Source organism: Rhodanobacter ginsengisoli (assembly GCF_042657065.1).
Classification (GTDB): domain Bacteria; phylum Pseudomonadota; class Gammaproteobacteria; order Xanthomonadales; family Rhodanobacteraceae; genus Rhodanobacter; species Rhodanobacter ginsengisoli.
In genome coordinates this window covers 71,772-96,022 of the sequence record NZ_JBHSNF010000005.1, presented here as the reverse complement: position 1 = coordinate 96,022, position 24,251 = coordinate 71,772, and the positions used below count along the sequence as shown (strand labels likewise).

Genomic DNA, 24,251 nt, shown 5'->3' with positions numbered 1-24,251 from the left:
GGCGCTCGCTCAGCTGGTGGTGAGCAACGCCTCGCGATCGATGTGATGGGTGACCCACCATTGCTGGCCCAGGCCGACCAGGCCGTTCACCGCGTAATAGAGACACAACCCGGCGGGGAAGAAGGCGAACATCACCGTGAACAGCAACGGCATCACCTTCATCATTTTCGCCTGGGTCGGATCCATGCCCGCCGCCACCGGATTGAGCCACTGCGTGCCCAGCATCACCGCTGCGTAGATGATCGGCAGGATGTAGAACGGATCCGGTGCGCTCAGGTCAGGAATCCACAGGAACGCGGCATGCCGCAGCTCCAGGCTGTACTCGAGCACGAAGAACAGGCCGTAGAACACCGGCATGGTGATCAACACGGGCAAACAGCCGCCCATCGGGTTGACCTTCTCCTTCTTGTACAGCTCCATGGTGGCCTGCTGCATCTTCACCTTGTCGTCGCCGTAACGCTCCTTCAGTGCCTGGATGCGCGGCGCCAGCTTGCGCATCTTGGCGCTGGAGCGGTACTGCACTGCGGTCAGCTTCCAGCTCAGGCCCTTGATCAGCAGCACCAGCAGGATGATCGCCACGCCCCAGTTCTTGGAGATCGCGTGGAACTGCGACAGCACCCAGTGCATCGGCACGGCAATCGCCTTGAACATGCCGTAGTCGATGGTCAGATCCAGCCCCGGCGCGATCGCATCGAGCGTGCCCTGCACGTTCGGTCCGAGGTACAGGCGCGCCTGGCTGGTGATGCTCTGTCCCGGCGCCACGCTCAGCGCGGGGCCGACCGCGCGGATCAGATAGCGGGGCTGGGCGCTGTCGGGGTTGATCGTCTGGGTCGTGTAATGGTCGGTCTGATCCGCTGGCGGAATCCACGCTGCGAAGAAATACAAGCGCAGCATCGCTGCCCAGCCACCCTTGATCTGGCTGTCGAGCGCATCCTTCTTGTCCTTGAATTCCTTGAACGGCAATTTCTCGAACTTCTCGCCGGTGTACCACGCGGCACCCTGGAAACTGCGGATCTCCGGATTGGTGTAGTTCTCCAGCCAGCTGCCGGACTTCGGCGGCTCGACCCGCAGGAACTGCTGGTAGGCATTGCCCTGCCACGGCTGCGCGGTACCGTTGTCGATGTGCTGACTGACGCCGATGACGTAGCTGCCGCGCTTGAAGCTGTAGGTCTTGGTGACCTTGAGGCCCGCGGCATCCTGCCAGGTCAATTCGACATTCATGCTGTCCTGGCCATCGGCCAGCGCGTACGTGGTCTTCGCGCTGTGGAACAGCGCCAGGTGACTCGGCTGATCCTGCGGCGCGGTATCGCTGCTGCTGACCAACCCGGTCTGGGCCACGAAGTAATGCGCCGGGTCGTTGTCCAGCAACACGGTGGGTGGCGGGTTGGGTGTTTTGTGCGTCCGTGCCGCCTTCGGATAGGCCAGCAGGTCCGCGTGCACCACGCTGCCACCCCGGGTGTCCACGGTGAGATGCAGCACATCGGTCGTGATGCTGATCAGCTGCGATGCGGCCGGTTCGGCAGGCGCCGCTCCGGCGAGGGCGGTCGGCACGGCACCGGGGACCGCCGTCGGGCTGGACGTGGCGGGCATGGGCCCCGGCACGCTGCCATCCACCGATGCGCTGGTCGTGGCGGCTGTGGTCGCCGGCAACGCGGGCGGCGCGTAATCCTTCTCCCAGGCCATGAACAGAAAGTAGGCCACAGCCAGCAGGGCAAACATGAGGAAGGTGCGCGTTTGATTCATCGCGTAGCAAATCCGGGTAACGCCACGACACGTGTCACGCCGCGGGGACAGAAAGGGAAAAGGTCAACGCACGATTGTGCTGGTGTCGTCGGCCGGCTTCAATGGTTCGGGAGTCCCGGGCTTGGTCGCCAGCAGCTTCTTCCACAACCCTTCGATCTCGCTCAGCAGTTCCGGGCCCGGCATACCCGCCGCCTGTTCGCGTGCCATCACCATCAGATCGACCGGCGGGAGCTGGTGGCGAACACGGCGAAACGACTCACGCAGCAGCCGCTTGATCCGGTTGCGTTCGACCGCGCGCTTGGAAACACGCTTGGAAATCGCCAGGCCGAGCCGGGCATGGCCCAGTCCGTTGTCGCGATAGCGCATATGAAAACAGCGGCCGCCTGCGCGTCCGCTGCTTGTCCGCAAGGCGGCAAAATCAGCCGGCCGACGTAACCGCGCATCGCGCGGCAGCCCGGCGGTTGACATGACCTGCACCCCGCGTTTTGGATCGGTGTTTACGGGATCAGGCGCTTGCGGCCCTTGGCGCGACGGGCATTGATGATCTTGCGACCGTCGGCAGTGGCCATGCGGGCACGGAAACCGTGGGTACGTGCGCGCTTGAGCTTGCTCGGCTGGAAGGTCCGCTTCATGGTTTACTCCGAAGGGAATGTGGATAAAAAGGTTGGAAAGTATGTCGGGTATCCGGCACGACTGTCAAATCGCGCTTGACGCCAGCCTGTGGATACTCATGTGGATATGTGGGCAGTGGTGACGCGGAGGCTGCTGCTAGACTAGTCCATCCCCTGCGCGCAAGCGCCCAAGCTGTGGCTGATTTTATTCATGAGTGATCTGTGGCGGCGCTGCCTTGAGCGCCTCGAAGGCGATTTGAGCGCCGAAGACCTGCACACCTGGCTGATGCCATTGCAGGCGCGTGACGATGCCGACGGCCTGCAACTGTTTGCGCCCAATTCCTACACCCTGGACACGGTGCGCGAACGCTATCTGGCGCAGATCGAATGGGTGCTGCAGCAGTTGAACGGCAAGCCGTGGCCGGTACGGCTGGATGTCGGCTCCAATTCATCGCGCCCGGCAGCACCCGCCAAGCCGGTGGCCGCCCCGCGAGCCAAGGTCGCCCCCGCGCCCATGCCTGCCTTCAACCACAATCTGGACCCGCATTACACCTTCGAGACGTTCGTCGAGGGCAAGTCGAACCAGCTCGGCAAGGCGGCCGCCATGCAGGTAGCGACGAATCCGGGTCGGGCCTACAACCCGCTGCTTCTGTACGGCGGCACCGGCCTGGGCAAGACCCATCTGATGCATGCCGCCGGCAATCTGATGCTCGAACACAATCCGGCCTTCAAGGTGATGTATCTGCGCTCGGAGCAATTCGTCGGTTCGATGATCGAGGCGTTGCGCGCCAAGAGCATGGATGAATTCAAGCGCCGCTTCCGTTCGGTCGACGCTTTGCTGATCGACGACATCCAGTTTTTTGCCGGCAAGGACACGACGCAGGAGGAGTTCTTCCATACCTTCAATGCGTTGTTTGAGTCCAAGCAGCAAATCATCCTGACCTGTGATCGCTATCCCAAGGAAGTGGACAAGCTCGAGCCACGGCTGAAGTCGCGCCTAGGCTGGGGTTTGAGCGTGGCGATCGAACCGCCGGATTTCGAGACTCGCGCCGCGATCCTGCTGGCCAAGGCCCACGAAAAGGGTGTGGCGGTGGACGAGAACGTGGCGATGCTGCTGGCCAAGCGCATCCGTTCCAACGTGCGTGACCTGGAGGGGGCGTTGAACACGCTGGCGGCACGCGCGAATTTCTACGGCAAGCCGATCACCACCGACTTCGCCGAGGAAACCCTGCGCGACCTGCTGGCAACCCATGCGCAGGCGATCACCATCCCGAACATCCAGAAGATCACCGCGGAATATTTCAACGTGCGACTGCAGGATCTGCTGTCCAAACGCCGCGTCCGCTCACTGGCAAGACCGCGTCAGATCGCGATGACCCTGTCGAAGGAACTGACCGAACACAGCCTGCCGGAAATCGGCGAAGCGTTCGGCGGGCGCGATCACACCACCGTGATGCACGCCTGCAAGACGATTCGCAAGTTTGTCGAGACGGACGCACGCATGCGTCAGGACTGGGAGCAACTGATCCGCACGCTGACCGGTTGAGGTAGCTGCGCGAAAATTGAAGATCGGGGATAAGCAGGGTTTGAAGCTGTGGATAATGGGTGGATGGTTTGCTCTCTCGAGTTATCCACAAATGGCCCACAGTCAGGCAGCCACTCCAGCCACAGCCCTAAAAACTTACAAGTATATGATTTGAAACGTAAAATCAAAGAAAGAAAGTTGTCCACAAAGCCTACAACAACTACTAAACTTCTTTTAAAGACAGAACAGCAGGTATAGGGGAAGCCAAGTCATGCAATTCAGCATCCAACGAGAAGCTCTGCTCAAACCGCTGCAGCAGGTGGTTGGTGTGGTTGAACGCCGCCAGACGCTGCCCGTGCTTGCCAACCTGCTGGTGAAGGTCGGTGACGGCAAACTGTCGCTGACCGGTACGGACCTCGAGGTCGAGATGGTGGCCACGACCGAGGCCGAAAAGCTTTCGGATGGCGAGATCACCATTCCGGCACGCAAACTGTTCGACATCGTGCGGGCCCTGCCCGACGGCGCCCGGATCGAACTGAAACTCAACGGCGATCGGGTGGCGCTGAGCGCTGGCCGCAGCCGCTTTACGCTGACTACGCTTCCAGCGAGTGAATTCCCCACGGTCGACGAAATCGAACTGGTGGAAAAGGTCAGCCTGCCGGAAGAAGCCTTGCGCGATCTGATGGAACGTACCGCCTTCGCAATGGCGAACCAGGACGTGCGTTATTACCTGAATGGCATGCTGCTGGACTTGCAGGAGCACACGTTGCGTTGCGTCGCCACCGATGGCCATCGTCTGGCCATGAAGGAAACCGAGTTGCAGAGCTCGGTCTCCACCCGGCGACAGATCATCATTCCCCGCAAGGGCGTCAATGAGTTGATCGGCCTGCTCGAATCCGGCGATGGCCAGGTGGAACTCGAATTTGGCCGTAACCACTTGCGCGTTCGGCGCGGCGACGTGGTGTTTACCTCGAAGTTGATCGATGGACGGTTCCCGGACTACGAAGCGGTGATCCCGCTCGGTGCGGACAAGACTGCCACGCTGGATCGCGAGGTGCTGCGCGGAGCGCTGCAGCGCGCGGCCATTCTGTCCAACGAGAAGTACCGGGGCGTGCGGCTCGAGCTGTCTCCAGGCAAATTGCGCATCGTGGCGCACAATCCGGAGCAGGAAGAGGCGGTCGAGGAAGTCGAGGCCGATACGCACGTTTCCGATCTGGCGGTGGGCTTCAATGTGGGTTATCTGCTGGACGCACTGGCGGCGTTGCGCGGTGACAAGGCCCGGCTCAGCCTGCGTGATGCGCAATCGAGTTGCCTGGTGCAGGAGGATGACAATGAGCATTCCCGCCACGTGATCATGCCGTTGCGGCTCTGACGCTCATTGCATGGGGTTGACCGTGTATCGAGCGGGTCGAACGCGCCGGAGTTGCCGCAAGGAACTCCGGCGTTGCTTTGTGCGGGTACCTCCGGCATGAGGTTGGAGCGATTGCATCTGACCGGTTTGCGCTGTCTGACGGATGTGGGCATCGAGCTGGATCCCGGGATCAACGTCCTGGTGGGGGCCAACGGGGCCGGCAAGACCAGCGTGCTTGAGGCTGTGTTCCTGCTTTCCCATGCCCGTTCTTTCCGCAGCGGGGCGAAAGAGGCGCTGCTGCAGCGCGGCGCGCCGAATCTTTCGATATTCGCAGAGCTGCGGCATGCCGATGATCGCGTTTGCCGATTGGGTCTTGGGCGCTCAGGTGTTCGCTGGGAAGCGAAACTGGATGGATCGAGTGTGGCCATCGGTCAATTGGTGCGTGAATGTGCCGTGGTCTGTTTTGAACCGGGCTCGCACGCGCTGATCGCCGGCGCGGCGGAAGAGCGTCGTCGCTTTCTCGACTGGGGCGTGTTCCACGTGGAACACGATTTCCTTCCTGCGTGGCGGCGCTACCAAAGGGCACTCAAACAGCGCAACAGCCTGCTGCGCGCGGCCGGTTTGCCGGTGGAAGCGTTGTTCGCGCCGTGGGAGAGCGAGCTGGCGCAAACGGCGCAATTGATCGACCGACAGCGTCGAAACTACCTGGATCTGCTTCGACCCAAATTGGTTGCCAGTACCCAGGGCCTGCTGCCCGAACTCGGCTCGCTGGAGCTGCGCTATCGTCGGGGTTGGTCCGAGGAGAGTGATCTCGCCCAGCAACTGCAGGATCAGCGGGGCAGGGATCTGGCACGGGGTCATACCACGCTGGGTGCGCATCGGGCCGATTGGTCGATCGTGTTCGAGCGGGCGCCGCTGCGGGAACACCTCTCGCGAGGCCAGGAGAAGCTCGCTGCGCTGGCATGCATGCTGGCCCAGGCCGAACTGTACGCCGAGCACTGCGGAGAATGGCCCATCGTCTGCCTCGACGATCTCGCATCGGAGCTGGATCTGAGCCATCAGGCCGCCGTGGTTGAACAACTCGTCCATGCGAAAGCCCAGGTATTGTTGACCGGAACCGAGTTGCCCCAGTCGCTGCAGTCGACCGCCACCCGAGTGTTCCACGTGGAACAAGGTCTCTTTGCACGCCTGCTATAATCGGAAGGTTGCATATCCCCAAGATTGCATAACCCTTGCCCGGCCCTTCACGGCGCCGAGTCGGGCGGGTCGCTGGCGCCAGGAAATGGTTACCGCATGAACGAACCTCTCAACGAATCCAACTACGATTCAAGCAACATCAAGGTACTGAAAGGTCTGGAAGCGGTGCGCAAGCGCCCCGGCATGTACATCGGCGATACCGATGACGGCACCGGCCTTCATCACATGGTGTTTGAAGTCGTCGACAACGCGATCGATGAGGCGCTGGCGGGCTACTGCGACAGGGTTGTGGTCACCATTTGCGACGATGGCTCGGTGAGCGTCAGCGACAACGGTCGTGGCATTCCGGTCGACATGCACCCCGACGAGGGTCGCTCGACCGCGGAAGTGGTGATGACCGTGCTGCATGCCGGCGGCAAGTTCGACGCGAACTCCTACAAGGTTTCTGGTGGCCTGCACGGCGTGGGCGTCTCGGTGGTCAATGCCTTGAGCGACCATCTGTGGTTGACCATCTACCGCGAAGGCCTGGAACACCTCCAGGAATACGCGGGGGGAGAGCCGCTGTATCCCCTGAAAGTGGTGGGTCCGTCGACCAAGCGCGGCACCCTGGTGCGTTTCCAGCCGAGCCCGGCAACGTTCACCAGCAACATTGAATTTCACTACGACATCCTGGCCAAGCGCCTGCGCGAGCTGGCGTTCCTCAATTCAGGCGTCACGATCGAGCTGAAGGACGAGCGTGGTGAAGGGCGCCAGGACACGTTCGCCTACGAGGGCGGTATCCGCTCGTTCGTGCAACATCTGGCGCAGTTGAAGACGGCCTTGCACCCGAATGTGATCAGCCTGACGTCGGAGCAGGACGGGGTGGTGGTCGAGGTGGCGATGCAATGGACCGACTCCTACCAGGAGTCCATGTACTGCTTCACCAACAACATTCCGCAGCGTGACGGTGGTACCCATCTGACCGGTTTCCGTGCGGCGCTGACCCGTTCGCTGCAGAGCTACATCGAAAAATCCGGCCTGGCGAAGAACGCCAAGGTTGCGTTGTCGGGTGACGACATGCGCGAGGGCATGATTGCGGTCCTTTCGGTGAAAGTGCCGGATCCCAAGTTCTCCTCGCAGACCAAGGACAAGCTGGTCTCGTCCGAAGTGAAGACTGTGGTCGAGCAGGTCGTCAACGAGAAGCTCGGTGAATTCCTGCTGGAACATCCGAACGAAGCCAAGGCGATCGCTTCCAAGGTCGTCGACGCCGCCCGTGCCCGCGAGGCTGCGCGCAAGGCACGCGAGATGACCCGCCGCAAGGGCGCGCTCGATATCGCGGGGTTGCCTGGCAAGCTGGCGGACTGTCAGGAAAAGGATCCGGCGCTGTGCGAGCTGTTCCTGGTCGAGGGCGACTCCGCCGGTGGCTCGGCCAAGCAGGGCCGCAATCGCAAGACCCAGGCCGTGTTGCCGCTGAAGGGCAAGATCCTCAACGTCGAGAAGGCGCGCTTCGACCGCATGCTGGCGTCGGCCGAAGTCGGCACGCTGATCACCGCTCTGGGCACCGGCATCGGCAAGGATGAGTACAACCCGGACAAGCTGCGTTACCACCGGATCATCCTGATGACCGATGCGGACGTCGATGGCTCGCACATCCGCACCCTGCTGCTGACGTTCTTCTACCGACAGATGCCGGAGCTGATCGAGCGCGGCCACATTTATATCGGACTGCCGCCGCTGTACAAAGTGAAGCAGGGCAAGCAGGAGCTGTACATCAAGGACGACACTGCGCTGAACGACTACCTGATCTCCAGCGCGGTCGACAATGCGGCGTTGACTTACAGCCCGGATGCGCCGCCGATCACCGGCGAGGCGCTGGAGAAGCTGCTCCGCGGTTATCAGCATGCGTTGGACCAGATTGCCAAACTGGCGCACCGTTTCGACGCCGTGGTGTTGAATGCCTTGCTCGAACATACCCCGATGGAACCGGCGCTGTGGGCCGATCCGGCGGCCATGCAGGCTTGGCTGGACGCCGCGGCTCTGCGCCTGGCCGCCAGCGGCCTGGGCAAGCCCCACTACAAACTGGCATTGCGGCCGGCGCTCGGTGATGAGCAGCCTGCAGCGATCGAAGTGGTACGTGAGCAGCATGGGCTCAGCCATACCTGGTTGTTGCCGCAGCCGTTCTTCAGCAGCAACGAGTTTCGTCCGATCCTGGCGATCAGCCAGCAGATTGCCGGGATGATCCAGGCCGACGCCGTCGCGCGACGGGGCAATGCCTCGCGCGGGGTATTGAGCTTCGTGGAGGCGCGCAACTGGCTGCTGGACGAGGCCAAGAAGGGGCGCAGCATCCAGCGCTTCAAGGGTCTAGGCGAAATGAACCCCGAGCAGCTGTGGGACACAACGGTGAATCCGGAGACCCGCCGCATGTTGCAGGTCGGTGTCGAGGATGCCATCGCGGCCGATCAGATGTTCTCCATGCTGATGGGTGAAGCCGTCGAGCCACGTCGAGACTTCATCGAGGCAAACGCATTGAAGGTCGCCAACCTGGACGTGTGAGCGCCACGATAGACACATGGTGGCCACCGGCCGAAGGCTGGCTCAAGGCCTCGAGGGCACCAGCTCTGGGGAGTGGACAGGAGCAACCGGGAATCGGGTTGTGTCCTGTCGTTGCGTGCGCCTCGATTTAAACGGTCCGACAACTTATTGATTTTTAACAATCTTTGATGCCGCACTGCAACTTGTTATCGTTGGGCGGCTCGGGTTACTCTTGGAAATCCCCCCGCGGCGTTTGATGCGCGAGACCTGAAGACGAGGATCACCATGAAGCATTCCCCAGGGTTCACGATGCTGGCGAGCGCACTTCTGCTCCTGAGTGTGGCAAGCAGCCCGGTGCTGGCGCGCGATGCGGCCAAGGGCAAGCAGGAAGTGCAGTACCCGCATGCGACCCGTGTTGCACCGAAACTCGATCTATCCAGCACGAAGGACCAGAAGAATCTTCAGGAAGGTTTGAATGCGCTCAACGCCGGTGATTCGGCGAAGGCGGAACAGTACCTCCAGGGAATCGTCGACAGCAGCCGGAGCAAGTACGCCCAGGCGATGGCGCTTCGTGGCCTGGCAGTCGTGAAATACAACGCCGGTGACTATCCGGGTGCCGAGGCGCTGATTCAGCGCGCACTCGCCAACGGAGTGCTGCCGAACGATGACTATTTCGCGCTCGAATACATGCTTGCGGTAACGCAGCAGGCCGACAAGCAATACCAGGCGTCGCTGGACACCATCACGAAATGGCGAGCCGAGGGCAAGAAGGAGACGGCCGAGTCGTACGCGCTCCAGGGCAATGACGAGTATCGCCTGGGCAAGTACCCCGAGGCGATCGCCTCGATCAAGAAGGCCCAGTCATTGACCGACAAGCCCAATCCGCAATGGAACGAGATTCTGATGGCCAGCTATTCCGAATCTGGCCAGGGTGATCAGGTCGAGAAGCTGGCGCAGCAGAGCCTGGCCGCGAACCCCGACGATCCGAAGGTGCTGAACAACGCGATCGTGGTGTTGATGCAGGCGAAAAAATACCCGGAAGCCATCCAGTTGATGGAAAAGGCCCGCGCCAAGGGTGGCCTCACGACCGAAGCGATGTATCTGAATCTGGCCAAGCTCTATTTCAATCAAGGGCAATCCAGTGACAATCCGAAACCGGACGCGCTCAAGGCCGTGGCCGTGTTGAAGGACGGGATGAGCAAGGGCGTGGTGACGTCTAGCGCGAGCAATTACCTGTTGCTTGGCGAAGCCGAGTATCTGGCGGGAAATGTCGAACAGGCGAAGCAGGCCTATGAAAAGGCCCGCCCCCTGGCCACGGACGGAGAGGTCGCCTTGCAGGAGGCGAACCTGCTGCTCACCGAAAGCGAGTACGGTCAGGCCAAGAAGATGGTCCAGCAGGCCATCAGCAGGGGCGTGAAACGCAAGGGCGTTGCCTACCTGATACTTGCCGAATGCGAGCGTGGCCTGAAGAGCAAGTCGGGCCAGATCGCTGCCCTGAAGATGGCTGCGCAAGATCCGGACACAGCCGAGCGCGCGAAGGCGAGCCTGAAGAAACTGGGTGCCGGCAAGTAAAGGCGGACCCGCATGGACTCACGGAACAGTTGGACGTCCGTTTGCCTGTCCCGTGAGTGCTATACAAAAGTCATGCTCTGTTGTAACGTAGAAAACCTTTCCCTGCGTCTCCCCAGCGGCAAGTTTTCCCCGAGGTCCGTCCATGCATTCAGACGGTTTCGGGTTACGCCCTGCGGCAACGTAGTTTCCCGATTGATCAGCTTCCAGATAGTGACAGATGGCCTCAAGTAACGAAGAAAATGGGCGCGAGCCGTTTAGTTGGAAGCGTACCTGGGCATTGGCAGTTGCGATCGGGCTGCATGCGTTTGCGTTTCTGTTGATTGTGGCGCCGATGGCACCACCGAATCAGAACCACAAAGAAAAAGAACGCATCGTCCAGGTGAACTTCATCGAGCCGCCACCGCCGCCGCCGCCGCCACCGCCGCCGCCGCCGGAGCCGCCCAAGCAGCCGCCGCCGAAGATCATTCAGCAGCTCAAGCCGCCGCCGACCCCCCCGCCGCCGACGCCACCACCACCGGTACAGGAGGTGTCCCAGAACGCGGTTCAGGCACCACCACCGGCACCGCCAGCACCACCGGCGCCGCCAGCGGACATCTCGGCCAGCCAGGATCTGAGCTATAACAGTCGGATGCAGCCCCGTTACCCGCCACAGGCCATCCGCCAACGGCATGAGGGTACGGTGATATTGATGATCCTGGTCGGGGTGGATGGATCCCCGAAGGACATCAAGGTCGAGCACTCCAGCGGTTATCGGGAGCTCGATCGTGCGGCAATGGACGCCGCTCGCAACTGGCGCTTCAATCCGACCATCAGAAATGGACGAAAAGTTGAGGGGTACGCACGCGTTCCTGTCAACTTCAATCTCAGTCAGCTGTAATCAACTTTCCGTCGATTACAGTTACAGTTCACGCTTGACTTCCCTAGGGTAGCGTTATGTTCCTACAGACTCCTGCAACGACCGATGCCGCACAGGCCTTGGGTGGTAATACCAACGCCGAAGCCATGAAACAGATGGGCTTCAGCAACCTGCTCCAGAACTTCGACTGGCTCGGCTGGGTCGTCTTCGTGACCCTGGTCGCGATGTCGTTCCTGTCCTGGTACTTCATCGTGGCCAACGGCATCCGCAACGCAACGGTGAAGGCACGCGCCGACAAGGTCATCGATGGCTTCTGGGGCAATGGCTCCACTCAGGACGCGATTCGCGAACTGGAAGCTCAGCCCAGGAGTGAGCCGTTCTCCAAGATCGCGCTGGATGCGGCCTCGGCTGTGGCCCATCACCAACAGACCGCGAGCACTTCGGGCACGACCGGTCGTCTGGCCGAATCGCTGAGCCGGTCGGAATTCATCGACCGCGCGCTGCGTCAGGCTGTGGCTCGCGAGAGCCTGCGTCTGGAGGGTGGCATGACCCTGCTCGCCACCGTGGGTTCGGCAGCACCGTTCGTCGGTCTGCTGGGTACGGTGTGGGGTATCTATCACGCACTGATCCGCATCGCGGCAAGCGGCAACGCCTCGATGAATGCAGTGGCGGGCCCGGTGGGTGAAGCGCTGATCATGACCGCATTCGGCCTGTTCGCCGCGATTCCGGCCCTGTTCGCGTACAACTTCTTCAGCCGCTCGAACCGCCTGACCTACGCACGGTTCGACGAGTTCGCGCACGACCTGCACGACTTCTTTGCGACCGGCTCGCGCGTCGAAAGCCAGAAGTGAGGTATTGACCCATGGCCGTAAGTTTGGGTGGCAATTCCGGCGGACCGATGTCGGAGATCAACGTCACGCCGCTGGTCGACGTGATGCTGGTGCTGCTGATCATCTTCATGATCACGGCACCACTGATGTCGCACTCCATCACGATCGACCTGCCTACGGCGAATCCGCATACGAAGGATGCCGAGGTGCTGGTGCCGCCGCTTGACCTGGCGGTCAAGCAGGACGGCAGCATGTATCTCAACGATCATCTGGTCACCGAGGCCGAGTTGCGGGCGCAGTTTCTGGTCGATGCACAGAAGACGCCCCAGCCCGAACTGCAGATTCGCGCAGACAAGGCGGCCCAGTTCAAGATCGTCAAGAAGATCATCGGCGATGCGAAGGATTCGGGCATGGTGCACGTCGGCTTCATGACCACTGACGCGCCGAAGGGGTAAATCGACATGTCATTCACGACCCAAACCAGTGGACCGATGTCGGAGATCAACGTCACGCCGTTGGTCGACGTGATGCTGGTGCTGCTGATCATCTTCATGATCACGGCGCCGGTGCTGGCACACAAGATCCAGGTTGACCTGCCGCAGCCGAATCCGAATGTGGTCAATCCACCGAATCCCCTGGATCCGATCCATCTGAAGATCGATCAGGCCGGGGCGTTCTACTGGAACGACACGCCGGTGGACGAACTCGGTCTGAAGGCACAGCTGGCCGTGATCGGTCAGCAGACCCTGGTCAATCAGCCGGAAATCCAGATTGCGGCGAACGACAATGTGGCCTACGAGTACGTGGCCCGTGTGCTGGCCGATGCCAAGAGCTACAACCTGGTCAAGATCGGCTTTACCGAGAACTTCTGATACGACGCAAGTTGTACCGAAGCAATCACGCAGAAACCCCCGCCACGAGCGGGGGTTTTTGTATGCGTCGGATAAGCCCGCGTGGCAGTCAGCGCAGGATCTGCAGGTAGTTGCGGACAGTCGTCCCCAGCCCCTCGTACAGCGCTTCGCCAATCAGCGCGTGTCCGATCGAAACCTCGGCCAGGCCCGGTATCGCTGCCTTGAAGGTGCCGAGGTTCGCCTGGCTCAGATCGTGTCCAGCATTGACCGCCAGGCCGGCCTGATGTGCCCGCCGCGCCGTGTCGGCACAGCTCGCCAGCGCGGCGGCGGGTCGACCGTCGGCAAAAGCCTCTGCATACGGGCCGGTGTAGATCTCGATCCGCTGCACGCCGATCACGGCCGCCAGGTCGAAGTCATGAATCCCGGCATCGATGAACAGGCTGACTCGGCAGCCCAGCTCGCACAGCTCGCGCACCAGCGGACGCAGTCGTCCGACATCGCGCTTCAGGTCGAAGCCGTGGTCGGACGTGATCTGGCCGTCGTCATCGGGTACCAGGGTGACCTGGGTCGGACGGACTTCGCGCGCCAGCGCGATCAGGCCGGGATAGTCCCCGCGCGGGCCGGCAAACGGGTTCCCTTCGATGTTGTATTCCACGCGCCCCCGCAATATCCCGGCCAGCGCGCGAACGTCGTCCGGACGCACGTGCCGCTGGTCGGGGCGCGGATGTACCGTGATGCCACCGCAGCCGGCTTCGATGCAGGTCTGTGCCGCGCGGCAGATATCCGGTTCGCGGCCGCCGCGCGAATTGCGCAGTACGGCAATCTTGTTGAGGTTGACGCTGAGCAGGGTCATGGCGGTCGAGCAATCTCTGGCAGTGAAGGCCGGCAGCGGGACAACCGGTTACGACGCGATGCCCGGGCCGGCCCGAAACAGTGCGCCGATCAGTCGGCGCTGGCAAGCCTGCCCAGCCGGATGCGGCGCGGTCCGCCCCGCCATGCCAGTGCCGCCACCAGGGCAGGACCGACATCCAGCCGATGCAATTGCCAGGCGCCGACGTCATCGCCTTCCAGCAGTTGCAGGGTCAGCCGCCCAGCCGAAGCGGCCACGCTCAGGCGATCCAGACCGAACGCGATGCCACGCCCGAGCGCCTTGAGCACGGCCTCCTTCGCCGTCCACAGCTCGAGAAAGGCGAGCGTCCGCTCGGCCGGCGGCAACCCTGCCAGCCCGGCCGCCTCGCCGGTGCTGAAGAACCGCTCGGCAATCGCTACCGCCCGCGGCCGCTCGCGCACCTGCTCGACATCGATGCCGGGGGTGACATGCCGCCCGATGGCGATCAGCGCATGGCTGCCGCTATGCGACCAGTTGAATCCGAGTGACTGGTCATGCGCGAATGCGAGTGCCGGACGACCGTGCTCGCCCATGGTCAGCGCGACCCGCTCCGCACCGGTGCCGAGATAAGCGGCCAGCACCGATAGCAGCGGCGTGCGACCGTGCTGCGGCCGATAGTCGAGACACCACACATGAATCTCGTCATCGCGCAGGTGCTCTGCTAGCTTGGCAAGCGTCTGTGCGTGCATGGCAGTCATCCGGACATGGTGCCGCTGGCCATGTCGATGCACAAGCGCGCCATGCGGATGCCTGCGCACCCGGCCGAGAACGGGATTCGCGGGAACGCGTCGTTTGACGAGGAGATGCGGTTTGATTCAGGGCTGGCTGCTGCTGCTGGTGTCGCTGCTGTATGTGGGGCTGCTGTTCGTGGTCGCCTATGCGGGCGATCGCCGTCCGCTGTATCCGCGTCAGCCACGACTGCGGCCGATCGTCTACAGTCTCGCGCTGGCGGTGTACTGCTCGTCGTGGACTTTCTATGGCGCGGTGGGCACGGCAGCCCGCGATGGCCTGGCTTACCTGCCGATCTACCTCGGTCCGATCCTGCTGTTCGTGTTCGGTTTCGGTCTGCTGCGCCGGCTGCTGCAGATGGTCAGGCAGCGCAACATCACGTCGATCGCCGATTTCATCGCCGCCCGCTTCGGCAAATCGCATGGCCTGGCGGCGCTGGTGGCGGTGATCGCGGTGATCGCCGTGGTGCCGTATATCGCGCTGCAGTTCAAGGCGGTGGCGACGTCCTTCGGCGTGCTGAGCGACCTCGGCCATGGCGCGGTGACGGCCGGCGGCACCGATACCGCGTTGTGGTGCGCGTTGCTGCTGGCCGCGTTCACCATCCTGTTCGGCACGCGCAGCATCGACGCGACCGAGCATCACCACGGCCTGATGCTGGCGATCGCGCTCGAATCGCTGATCAAGCTGCTCGCCTTCGTCGCCCTGGCTGGCTATGCCTTGTGGCGTGGGCCAGGATTGGTCAGCACCGTGCAACTGCCGCTGACGCAACTGAGCCACGGCCTTTCGCCGGGATTCCTGGCGCAGACCATGCTGGCGTTCTGCGCGATGTTCTGCCTGCCACGGCAATTCCAGATCGGCATGGTCGAGTGCGAGGATGCCGGCGATCTGCGGCGCGCCCGCTGGCTGGTGCCCGCGTATCTGGTGATCATCAGTCTCGCGGTGCTGCCGATCGTGGCAGCCGGCGCGCACATGCCGCTGGTGCGCGATGGCACCGCCGACGCCTGGGTGCTGACCCTGCCGATGGCATACGGTGATCGGGGCGTGGCCCTGCTGGCGTTTCTCGGCGGATTCTCGGCCGCGATCGGCATGGTGATCATGGCCTCGGTGGCGCTGTCTATCATGATCAGCAACGACCTGGTGATGCCGGCGCTGCTGCGCATCCGGCGCCTGCATCTGGAGCAGCGCAGCGACCTCTCCCAGCTCGTGCTCGGCGTGCGTCGCGTGGCGATCGTGGGGCTGGCGCTGATGGCCTACGCCTATTACCGGGTGGCGGCGGATGCGGAAAACCTGGCCGCGACCGGCTTGCTGGCGTTTGCCGCGGTGGCGCAATTCGCCCCGGCCCTGGTTGCCGCACTGTACTGGCGTGGTGCCAGTCGACGCGGAGTGGTGACGGGCCTGGTTGGTGGCTTCATCGTCTGGCTGTACACCCTGCTGTTGCCGGCGATGCTACGCTCGGGCCACTGGCTGCAGGATGGTCCGTTCGGCTGGAACTGGTTGCGTCCGCAGGCACTGTTTCATCTCAGTGGCTGGGACCCGGTGATGCACTGCACGTTCTGGTCGCTGCTGGTCAACATCGGCTGCCTCGTCCTTGTCTCCCTGCGCTTCCGCCCGAGCCTGGAGGAGCGCCTGCACGCAGCGATGTTCATGGATACCGATCCGGCCAGCCGCAGCGGCGCCGGCGACTGGCGCGGTCGTGTGGTAGTGGCCGATCTGCGCACGATCGCCGAACGGATCGTCGGAGAACGCGGCAGCACGCGGGCGTTCGACGACTATGCCCTGCGGCGCGACCGGCCGCTGCTGCCCGGCGAGGTGGCTGACCGCGCGCTGATCCAGTACACCGAGCGTCTGCTGGCCTCGGCGGTAGGCGCGGCCAATGCGCGACGGATCCTGATGGGAACGTTGTCCGGCAGCGGGCTGGATATCGCCGAATCCATGGCGCTGATGGACGAGGCCTCGCAGGAGCTGCGCTTCAATCGCGAGCTGCTGGCCACCACGCTGGAAAACGTCTCCCAGGGCATCAGCGTGGTCGACGCGAGGATGCGCCTGGTGGCGTGGAACCGGCGCTACCTGGAGCTGTTCGATTACCCCGAGGGCATGGTGCATGTCGGCGTGCCGGTGGCCGACCTGATCCGCTGGAATGCCGAACTGGGCGAGTGCGGTCCGGGCGAGGTGGACGAGCACGTGGCCAAGCGCATCGACTACATGCGCGCCGGCTCATCCCATCTGTTCCAGCGCATCCGGCCGGACGGCACGGTGATCGAGATGCGCGGCAGGGCGCTGCCTGGCGGGGGCTATGTAACCACCTACACCGACGTCACCGCGTACAAGAACGCAGAGCGGGCGCTGATCGAAGTGAACGAGACACTGGAGCAGCGCGTCGAACAGCGTACCGCCGAACTGTCCGAGGCGCTGGTCGCCACCGCCCACGCGCGCCGCGCGGCGGAGACCGCGAACGTGTCCAAGACGCGCTTCCTCGCCGCGGCCAGCCATGACCTGCTGCAACCGCTGAACGCGGCACGCCTGTTCACCTCGGCCTTGCGCCAGCATCCGGGGCTGGACGCGGAAGCGAGCGGGCTGGCCGAGCGCATCGACGCCTCGTTCCGCGCCGCCGAGGACCTGCTCGATGCACTGCTGGACACCTCGCGACTGGATGCCGGAAGTTACCGGCCGGAGGTGGGCGGGTTCGCGTTGAGCGAGTTGTTCGATTCGCTGCAGGCGCAGTTTGCGGTGGTCGCCGAGCAGCGCGGACTGCGCCTGCGCGTGGTGCCGACCACGCTGGCGGTGCACAGCGACCCGCAGTTGCTGCGCCGGATACTGCAGAACTTCCTCTCCAATGCACTGCGCTACACCAGCAAGGGCCGGGTCCTGCTGGGCGCGCGCCGGCTGGCCGGCGAGGTGCGCATCGAGGTGTGGGATACCGGTCCGGGCATCGCCGCGGACCAGCGGGCGCGGATTTTCGACGAATTCCAGCGCCTGGAGCACCCGTCGCCCTGGGGCGAGAAAGGCCTGGGCCTGGGCCTGTCGATCTGCGACCGCCTGGCCGGCATCCTGGGCCATCGGCTCGACCTGCATTCGCAACCCAACCACGGCAGCTGCTTTGCAGTGACCGTGCCGCGAAGCGATTCGGTGCCCGCGCGCCGGCAGCGGGTGGAACGCAGCGGCCCGGACAAGCAGCTGCCGCTTACCGTGCTGTGCCTGGACAACGACGCGGCGATCCTGGAAGGGATGCAGGCGCTGCTCGGCCGCTGGGGCGTCGATTGCCGCATTGCGCTGGATGTGGAACAGGCCCGCGAGGAACTGCTCCGAGGCCCGATCGACCTGATCCTGGCCGACTACCACCTGGCCGACGGTGTCGACGGGCTGCAGGCGGCGCAGCAACTACGGCAACTGCGCGGTGTACTTCCACCGGTGGCGCTGATCACGGCCGACGGCAGCAGCGAATTGAAACAGCGCGCGCGCGCCCTCGGTTACCCGGTGCTGCACAAGCCGGTGCGTCCGGCAGCGCTGCGCGCCTTGCTCACGGCCTTGCTGCGCCGCTGAAGCAGCGCGTCAATCCTCGTCATCGGGCAGTACCGGCATGATCTCCTGATCCACCGCCAGCTGGCTGGCGATCAGCGCGACCTGGGTCCGGTTGTTGACCCCGAGCTTGCGCATGATCGCGGTCATGTGGGCCTTGATGGTGGCCTCGGAGACGCCGAGCTCGTAGGCGATCTGCTTGTTCAGCAGACCCTCGGCGATCATGCTCATGACGCGGAACTGCTGCGGCGTGAGCGTGGCGATCTTCGCGGCGGCGGCGGCCTCGTCGGGCTGGAGTTCGCCGGGGCCGTCAAGCAGGGCCGGCGGCAGCCAGACATCGCCATCGAGAACCGTACGGATTGCCGTGACGATGTTTTCGCCGGAGCTGGACTTGGGAATGTACGCCGACGCGCCGTGCGCCAGCGCGCGTCGCGCCACCTGGGCTTCCTCATGCCCGGACACCACGATGGTCGGCAGCCCGGGATACTGTCCACGGATATGCGCCAGCGCGGAGTAACCGCGGGCACCGGGCATGTGCAGGTCGAGCAGCAGCAGTTCGGCATCGGGAAACCGCTCGATCAGGCCGAGCAGGGCATGCACGCTGTCGGCGCCGTGTACCCGTGCCTGCGGCACCGCAGCCAGTACGGCGCGCTGCAGGGCATCGCGGAACAGCGGATGATCGTCGGCAATCAGGATGTCGGGCATGGGGCGAGCAGAGAGTGATGAGCAGTGAGAAACGAGAGACAGCGTAAAGCCTGCTTCCGCCGGTTACTCACTTCTCATTCCTCTTCACCCATTCCTCCTCACTTGATCAGCCGTTCGTCGACCAGGCTCTTCACCACGCCGGGGTCGGCCAGGGTGGTGATGTCGCCAAGCTGGTCGGGCAGGTTCTCGCCGATCTTGCGCAGGATCCGGCGCATGATCTTGCCCGAGCGGGTCTTCGGCAGCCCCGGCGCCCACTGCAGGTAATCCGGCGTGGCGATCGGGCCGATCTCCTTGCGTACCCAGGCGATCAGCTCCTTGCGCAGTTCGTCGCTGCCGGTCTCGCCGGCGATCAGCGTGACATAGGCGTAGATGCCCTGCCCCTTGATGTCGTGCGGACAGCCGACCACGGCCGCTTCGGCCACCTTCGGGTGAGCGACCAGCGCGCTTTCCACCTCGGCCGTGCCCAGGCGATGGCCGCTGACATTGATCACGTCATCGACGCGGCCGGTGATCCAGTAGTAGCCGTCCTCGTCACGACGCGCGCCGTCGCCGGTGAAATAGTTGCCCGGATAGGCGCTGAAGTAGGTCTCGATGAAGCGCTGGTGGTCGCCGTAGATGGTGCGCACCTGGCCGGGCCAGGAATCGGTGATCAGCAGGTTGCCCTCGGCCACGCCGTCTTTCGCGACGCCATCGGCATCGACGATCGCCGGCTTGATGCCGAAGAACGGCAACGTGGCCGAGCCGGGCTTGGTGGCGATCGCGCCGGGAAGCGGAGTGATCAGGATGCCGCCGGTCTCTGTCTGCCACCAGGTGTCGACGATCGGGCAGCGCTCGTCGCCGACGACGCGGTAGTACCACTCCCAGGCCTCGGGATTGATCGGCTCGCCGACCGTGCCGAGCACGCGCAGCGAGGCGCGCGAGCAGGCCTTCACCGGCGCCTCGCCGTCGCGCATCAGCGCGCGGATCGCGGTCGGCGCGGTGTAGAACACCGAGACCTTGTGCTTGTCGACCACCTGCCAGAAGCGGCTCACGTCGGGATAGTTCGGTACGCCCTCGAACATCACCACCGTCGCGCCGTTCGCCAGCGGGCCGTACACCACGTAACTGTGGCCGGTGACCCAGCCGACATCGGCGGTGCACCAGTAGACGTCGTCCTCGCGCAGGTCGAACACCAGCTCGTGGGTGTAGCTGGCGTAGACCAGGTAGCCGCCGCTGGTATGCAGCACGCCCTTCGGCTTGCCGGTGGAGCCGGAGGTGTACAGGATGAACAGCGGGTGTTCGGCTTCGACCATGGTCGGCGGGCAGTCGGCAGACTGGCCTTCCATCAGCACGTGGTACCAGCGATCGCGCGGCGACTGCATCGGGACCACGCCACCGGTGCGGCGCACCACGATGACGGTTTCCACGCTGCTGGTGCCGGCGCGTTCCAGTGCGGCATCCACGTTGACCTTGAGCGGGATGCGCTTTCCCGCGCGCAGGCCCTCGTCGGCAGTGATCACCACCTTGGCGGTGGAGTCGGCGATGCGCCCGGCCAGCGAGTCGGGCGAGAATCCGCCGAACACCACCGAGTGGATCGCGCCCAGTCGCGCGCAGGCGAGCATCGCCACCGCCGCCTCGGGAATCATCGGCAGGTAGATCGCCACCCGGTCGCCCTTGACCACGCCCAGATGCTTCAGCGTGTTGGCGAACTTGCAGACTTCGGCATGCAGCTCGCGATAGGTGATCTTGCGCGACTCGCTCGGGTCGTCGCCCTCGAAGATGATCGCCACCTTGTCGCCGCGCTTGGCCAGCTGGCGGTCGAGGCAGTTCGCGCTGACGTTGAGTTCGCCATCTTCGTACCAGCGGATGTGCAGGTCCTTCGGATCGAACGAAACGTCCTTGATCCGGGTCGGGCTCTTCGCCCAGTCGATGCGTTGCGCGATGCGGCTCCAGAATGCCTCGGGATCACTGATCGACTCGGCGTACAGGCGGGTGTATTCGTCCTTGCCGATGCGGGCCTTGGCGGCGAACTCGGGCTTGACCGGATAGAGCTTCGACATGACAGGTCTCCTGCGGCTGGGTGGCCATGGTGGATGATCGAACCCGGGGGGCGCGACACCACCCGAGTGTAGCCTCGTCACCGCAGAGGCGAGCCGATCGAACCGTGCGACTTTGGTCGAAATTAGACCAATGGCGAATGGCGCGTCGCGCCGCAGCATGAGCATGCTCGGCCTGACCTCCAAACCCGCGCGACCGGACTCCCTGCCATCAGGCATCCACCCGGGCCAGTCGACAAGCGCCGGTGCGGTCGTTTCAGCCGAGTGGTGTCATGCGTGCGCTGTCATCGAAAGGGATGGGGTGGGAACCAGGGGTGCGATGAAGGCGGTGTATTCGTTCTGATCCAGATCACCATCAAAAGGGGAGTTTCGGGCAATGAGCAATGAACAGCCACAGACAAAATTCGCCAACCCGGCGCCGCTGGGCCTGGCCGGCTTCGCCCTGACCACCTGGTTGCTGAGCATGATCAATGCCGGCTGGTACACCGGCGACGCGATGAACATGGTGCTCGCCGTGGCGCTGGCCTACGGCGGCACCGTGCAGATGATTGCCGGAGCGATGGAATTGCCACGCGGCAATACCTTCGGCGCTACCGCATTCCTGAGTTATGGCGCTTTCTGGTGGTCGTTTGCGCTGTTCGTGCTGTTCCTGCACGACAAGGTACCGGCCAGCTTCGTCGGCTGGTACCTGTTCCTGTGGGGCGTCTTCACCTTCTACATGTGGGTCGGCACGTTCAAGGCACCTCGCGCGCTGCAGCTGGTGTTCCTGGCCTTGTGGATCACCTTCTTCCTGCTGGCCGCGGGCGACTGGACCGGCATGAGCGGGCTGCACATGGCCGGTGGCTACGGTGGCCTGATCACTGCGGCGCTGGCGTTCTACCTGTCCGCAGCGGAAGTCATCAACGAGACGCATCAGCGCACGGTATTGCCGATCGGGGCTCCGCCTGCCCGATGAGCGGGCCGTCAGTCACGGGTGCCCGGGTTTCCTCCGAACCCGGGCAGCAGTGAGGTCGCGCCGGCAGGCTGCCGGCGCGACATCCTTGATGCAGCGATGTCAGCGGCGGCGAACCAGACCGATGATCAGCAGCAGGATGACGGCACCGAGCATGGCGTAGGTGATGCTGGTGACCAGCGGATTGACCAGCATGAAATGGATGCCCAGTCGCGGAAACAGCCAGCCGGCGATGAATGCGCCCAGGATGCCGACCACGATGTCGCCGAGCAGCCCGAAGCCGAAGCCGCGGACGATGAGGCCAGCGAGCCAGCCAGCGAGGGCGCCCACCAGCAAGATGATGATTAGTTCGGTACCTGTCATTTCGGAATCCTCGGCCAGCCGGCGGATGGCGTCGAGCTGACGCCACGTTGCCGTGGTGGCGCTCAGGGTTGGCCTTGCGATGTGGAGCGGTCGTGATGGAGCGGCGGCCGCCCGCCGCAAGCGACTGGACCGGTCGCCCGGAAGCACGCTTTCCCGCGACCATGACGATGACGGGCCATGCATGCATGGCGGACGCCAGTCTGATCCGCCATATGGACGTCTGGACGTCCATGAGAACGTCCATGTGAGTGTCACTGCGACGCCCGGTATCAAGAGCGTTTATCGTTTGTTTTCATGATGATGTACTACCAAAGTCTTATGAAATTCGTGTCATTACCGCTTCCGGAACCCGTGGGCACGGATGTAGCCTGTCCAGAGCCAGGCACGCCGCTGAATGGCTTCGTCGAGGCGGGGACGATTGCACGACGAGTGCCGATTCAACCAACAATGGGATGACTGCCATGAAACGAAACACGTTGTTCTGCGCGCTCGCCGTTGCGATGGGTCTCGCCGTGGCGACCCCAGCCCTTGCCCGGTCAACAAACAGGCAGGACAAGGTCGAGGCGCTGACCAAGCTGGTCGAGAAGCAGCAGCAGCAGCTCGATCAGCAGCAGGCGGATCTGCAGGCGCTGCGCGAGAGTCTGAAGAGGCTGGAGAGCCGGCCGGTTGAGCAGCAGGCTCAGGCGAGCCCACCCGTGGCGCCAGCGGCGGTCGAGCCGGCCAAGCCGGTCTTCACCAGCGCACCGGGCGTATCGGTAGCGCTGCACGGATTCGTCAATGCCACCGCATTCAGCCAGAACCGCAGCTTCACCTTCGGCAATGGCCAGAATGCCGAGTTCCCGGAGCCAGGCTCCAGTGGCAGGCTCAGTGGCGTCGATGTGCGCAACACACGCTTCTGGCTCGATTTCAGCGGCGCCAAGTTCGCCGGCGACTGGACCGGTGGCGGCCGCATCGAGATGGATTTCTTCGGCGGCTTCAACGGTACCGGTGCCTACAGCCAGCAGCAGCCGACGCCGCGCCTGCGGCAGGCCTATATGGATCTGACCAATCCCGACAGCGGCAGCACGGTGAGGATCGGCCAGCAATGGGACCTGATGTTCCCGCTGGACAACACGCCGTCGTCGCTTTCGCATATCGCGTTCCCGCTGGGGTACGGCACGGGCCTCGTGGGCTGGCGCTTTCCCGGCGTGGTGCTGATGCAGGAGCTCAACCACGGCAGCAGCGGTGCCAAATGGCGGCTGGACATCGGCGCGTTCGAGGGTCACTGGAGCGGGCCCGGAAATGATGTCAACTATCTCACCGCCGGCAATGTGGGATTCCGCCCGCAAGTCGAGGCCAAACTGCGCGTGCAGGACAAGACCTGGGTGGCGTACGCGGCGGCGCATTACAGCCAGGTCGACCTGAAGGGCGTCGGCGGGACGGCCCCGACGCCGGTGAAATCATCGGTCAAGAGCGTGGGCTACGAAGTCGGCGGCCAGTGGAAGCCGGGGCCGTGGGTGTTCAAGGGACTGGTGTATTCGGGTAAGGGCATGGGTCAGATCTTCGGCGCGCTGGTGCAATTCGGCGACATCAAGGAAACCGGTGGCTTCCTGCAGGCCGGTTACAGCTTCACGCCGAACTGGAGCGCGAATGCGTTCTACGGAATCAGCAAGCCCAAGACCCAGGACGTGATCGCCTGGATGGGCAACGGCGCCAGCGGTCGTCTCAAGAATCGGCAGGCGGCGCTGGGTCTGCAATACACCAGCGGCGCGTATGACCTCGGCGTGGAGTGGATCTACGACAAGCTCGACAGCACCAGCGATGGCGTGGATCGCAAGACCACCAACGGCAACCAGGTCAGCCTCAGCGCGCTGTACCACTTCTGAGTTTCATCGTGGCGGGACAGCCCGGGCAGCTTTTCCGGGCCAGGGAAACGCAGCGGCAAAAGCCGCTGCGTTGTTCTTTCCGGAAGGATCCCGTCCCTCGCCACGGCGACCGCGACTCGTCACGCAAACGCTATGCTGACGCATGAGTC

At 63.6% G+C, this 24,251-nt stretch carries 19 protein-coding genes and 1 pseudogene; 12 read left to right on the top strand and 8 right to left on the bottom strand.

The window, feature by feature from the left end:
- Positions 1–9 precede the first annotated feature (9 nt).
- From yidC to rpmH, 3 genes are all read right to left on the bottom strand, one after another.
- Positions 10–1,743, bottom strand: a complete 1,734-nt coding sequence (gene yidC / locus ACFPPA_RS17935) for a membrane protein insertase YidC (protein WP_377322416.1) — start codon at positions 1,741–1,743, stop codon at positions 10–12.
- A gap of 63 nt (positions 1,744–1,806) precedes the next feature.
- Positions 1,807–2,211 (bottom strand): ribonuclease P protein component, encoded by a 405-nt coding sequence (gene rnpA, locus ACFPPA_RS17930; protein ID WP_377322414.1) that lies wholly within the window; start codon positions 2,209–2,211, stop codon positions 1,807–1,809.
- Positions 2,212–2,240: 29 nt separating this feature from the next.
- Positions 2,241–2,375, bottom strand: coding sequence for a 50S ribosomal protein L34 (gene rpmH / locus ACFPPA_RS17925; protein ID WP_007082494.1), 135 nt, complete (start codon positions 2,373–2,375; stop codon positions 2,241–2,243).
- A 190-nt stretch (positions 2,376–2,565) separates the two neighbouring features.
- Between rpmH and dnaA the strand changes: the two genes are divergently transcribed.
- The 9 genes from dnaA to ACFPPA_RS17880 all read left to right on the top strand — a co-directional run bounded on the left by dnaA (position 2,566) and on the right by ACFPPA_RS17880 (position 13,068).
- Positions 2,566–3,900 carry a chromosomal replication initiator protein DnaA gene (gene dnaA / locus ACFPPA_RS17920; RefSeq protein WP_377322412.1) on the top strand — a complete coding sequence of 445 codons (1,335 nt, stop codon included), beginning with the start codon at positions 2,566–2,568 and terminating at the stop codon, positions 3,898–3,900.
- Positions 3,901–4,150: 250 nt separating this feature from the next.
- Entirely contained in the window at positions 4,151–5,251 is a 1,101-nt protein-coding gene (dnaN, locus tag ACFPPA_RS17915; RefSeq protein ID WP_377322410.1) for a DNA polymerase III subunit beta, read from the top strand.
- Between the two features lie 96 nt (positions 5,252–5,347).
- Complete coding sequence (recF, locus tag ACFPPA_RS17910; RefSeq protein ID WP_377322408.1) at positions 5,348–6,427, top strand: DNA replication/repair protein RecF; 1,080 nt, start codon at positions 5,348–5,350, stop codon at positions 6,425–6,427.
- 96 nt (positions 6,428–6,523) lie between these two features.
- Entirely contained in the window at positions 6,524–8,959 is a 2,436-nt protein-coding gene (gyrB, locus tag ACFPPA_RS17905; RefSeq protein ID WP_377322406.1) for a DNA topoisomerase (ATP-hydrolyzing) subunit B, read from the top strand.
- A gap of 264 nt (positions 8,960–9,223) precedes the next feature.
- Entirely contained in the window at positions 9,224–10,510 is a 1,287-nt protein-coding gene (locus ACFPPA_RS17900; RefSeq protein ID WP_377322404.1) for a tetratricopeptide repeat protein, read from the top strand.
- Positions 10,511–10,727: 217 nt separating this feature from the next.
- Entirely contained in the window at positions 10,728–11,387 is a 660-nt protein-coding gene (locus ACFPPA_RS17895) for an energy transducer TonB (protein WP_377322402.1), read from the top strand.
- 56 nt (positions 11,388–11,443) lie between these two features.
- Positions 11,444–12,217 carry a MotA/TolQ/ExbB proton channel family protein gene (locus ACFPPA_RS17890; protein WP_377322400.1) on the top strand — a complete coding sequence of 258 codons (774 nt, stop codon included), beginning with the start codon at positions 11,444–11,446 and terminating at the stop codon, positions 12,215–12,217.
- An 11-nt stretch (positions 12,218–12,228) separates the two neighbouring features.
- Positions 12,229–12,651: an ExbD/TolR family protein gene (locus tag ACFPPA_RS17885; protein WP_377322398.1), complete on the top strand. Its 423-nt coding sequence runs from the start codon at positions 12,229–12,231 to the stop codon at positions 12,649–12,651.
- A gap of 6 nt (positions 12,652–12,657) precedes the next feature.
- Positions 12,658–13,068 carry an ExbD/TolR family protein gene (locus tag ACFPPA_RS17880; protein ID WP_377322396.1) on the top strand — a complete coding sequence of 137 codons (411 nt, stop codon included), beginning with the start codon at positions 12,658–12,660 and terminating at the stop codon, positions 13,066–13,068.
- Between the two features lie 88 nt (positions 13,069–13,156).
- On the opposite strand, the gene ACFPPA_RS17875 is transcribed toward ACFPPA_RS17880, so the two are convergent.
- Positions 13,157–13,900 (bottom strand): pyridoxine 5'-phosphate synthase, encoded by a 744-nt coding sequence (locus tag ACFPPA_RS17875; protein WP_377322394.1) that lies wholly within the window; start codon positions 13,898–13,900, stop codon positions 13,157–13,159.
- Between the two features lie 89 nt (positions 13,901–13,989).
- Entirely contained in the window at positions 13,990–14,625 is a 636-nt protein-coding gene (locus tag ACFPPA_RS17870; RefSeq protein WP_377322392.1) for a 4'-phosphopantetheinyl transferase family protein, read from the bottom strand.
- 121 nt (positions 14,626–14,746) lie between these two features.
- Here ACFPPA_RS17870 and ACFPPA_RS17865 point away from each other — a divergent pair, with 121 nt between their 5' ends.
- The gene (locus ACFPPA_RS17865) at positions 14,747–18,205 is read left to right on the top strand and encodes a hybrid sensor histidine kinase/response regulator (RefSeq protein WP_377322390.1); all 3,459 of its coding nucleotides are present in this window, start codon (positions 14,747–14,749) and stop codon (positions 18,203–18,205) included.
- A 9-nt stretch (positions 18,206–18,214) separates the two neighbouring features.
- On the opposite strand, the gene ACFPPA_RS17860 is transcribed toward ACFPPA_RS17865, so the two are convergent.
- Entirely contained in the window at positions 18,215–18,886 is a 672-nt protein-coding gene (locus tag ACFPPA_RS17860) for a response regulator transcription factor (protein ID WP_377322388.1), read from the bottom strand.
- A 98-nt stretch (positions 18,887–18,984) separates the two neighbouring features.
- Complete coding sequence (gene acs, locus ACFPPA_RS17855; protein WP_377322386.1) at positions 18,985–20,925, bottom strand: acetate--CoA ligase; 1,941 nt, start codon at positions 20,923–20,925, stop codon at positions 18,985–18,987.
- Between the two features lie 370 nt (positions 20,926–21,295).
- On the opposite strand from acs, the pseudogene ACFPPA_RS17850 reads away from it, so the two are divergent.
- A pseudogene (locus ACFPPA_RS17850) lies at positions 21,296–21,877 on the top strand (acetate uptake transporter); the annotation flags it as partial.
- A 99-nt stretch (positions 21,878–21,976) separates the two neighbouring features.
- Here ACFPPA_RS17850 and ACFPPA_RS17845 read toward each other — a convergent pair.
- Positions 21,977–22,237 (bottom strand): GlsB/YeaQ/YmgE family stress response membrane protein, encoded by a 261-nt coding sequence (locus tag ACFPPA_RS17845; protein ID WP_377322384.1) that lies wholly within the window; start codon positions 22,235–22,237, stop codon positions 21,977–21,979.
- 461 nt (positions 22,238–22,698) lie between these two features.
- Here ACFPPA_RS17845 and ACFPPA_RS17840 point away from each other — a divergent pair, with 461 nt between their 5' ends.
- The gene (locus ACFPPA_RS17840; protein ID WP_377322382.1) at positions 22,699–24,102 is read left to right on the top strand and encodes a hypothetical protein; all 1,404 of its coding nucleotides are present in this window, start codon (positions 22,699–22,701) and stop codon (positions 24,100–24,102) included.
- Positions 24,103–24,251: the final 149 nt, after the last annotated feature.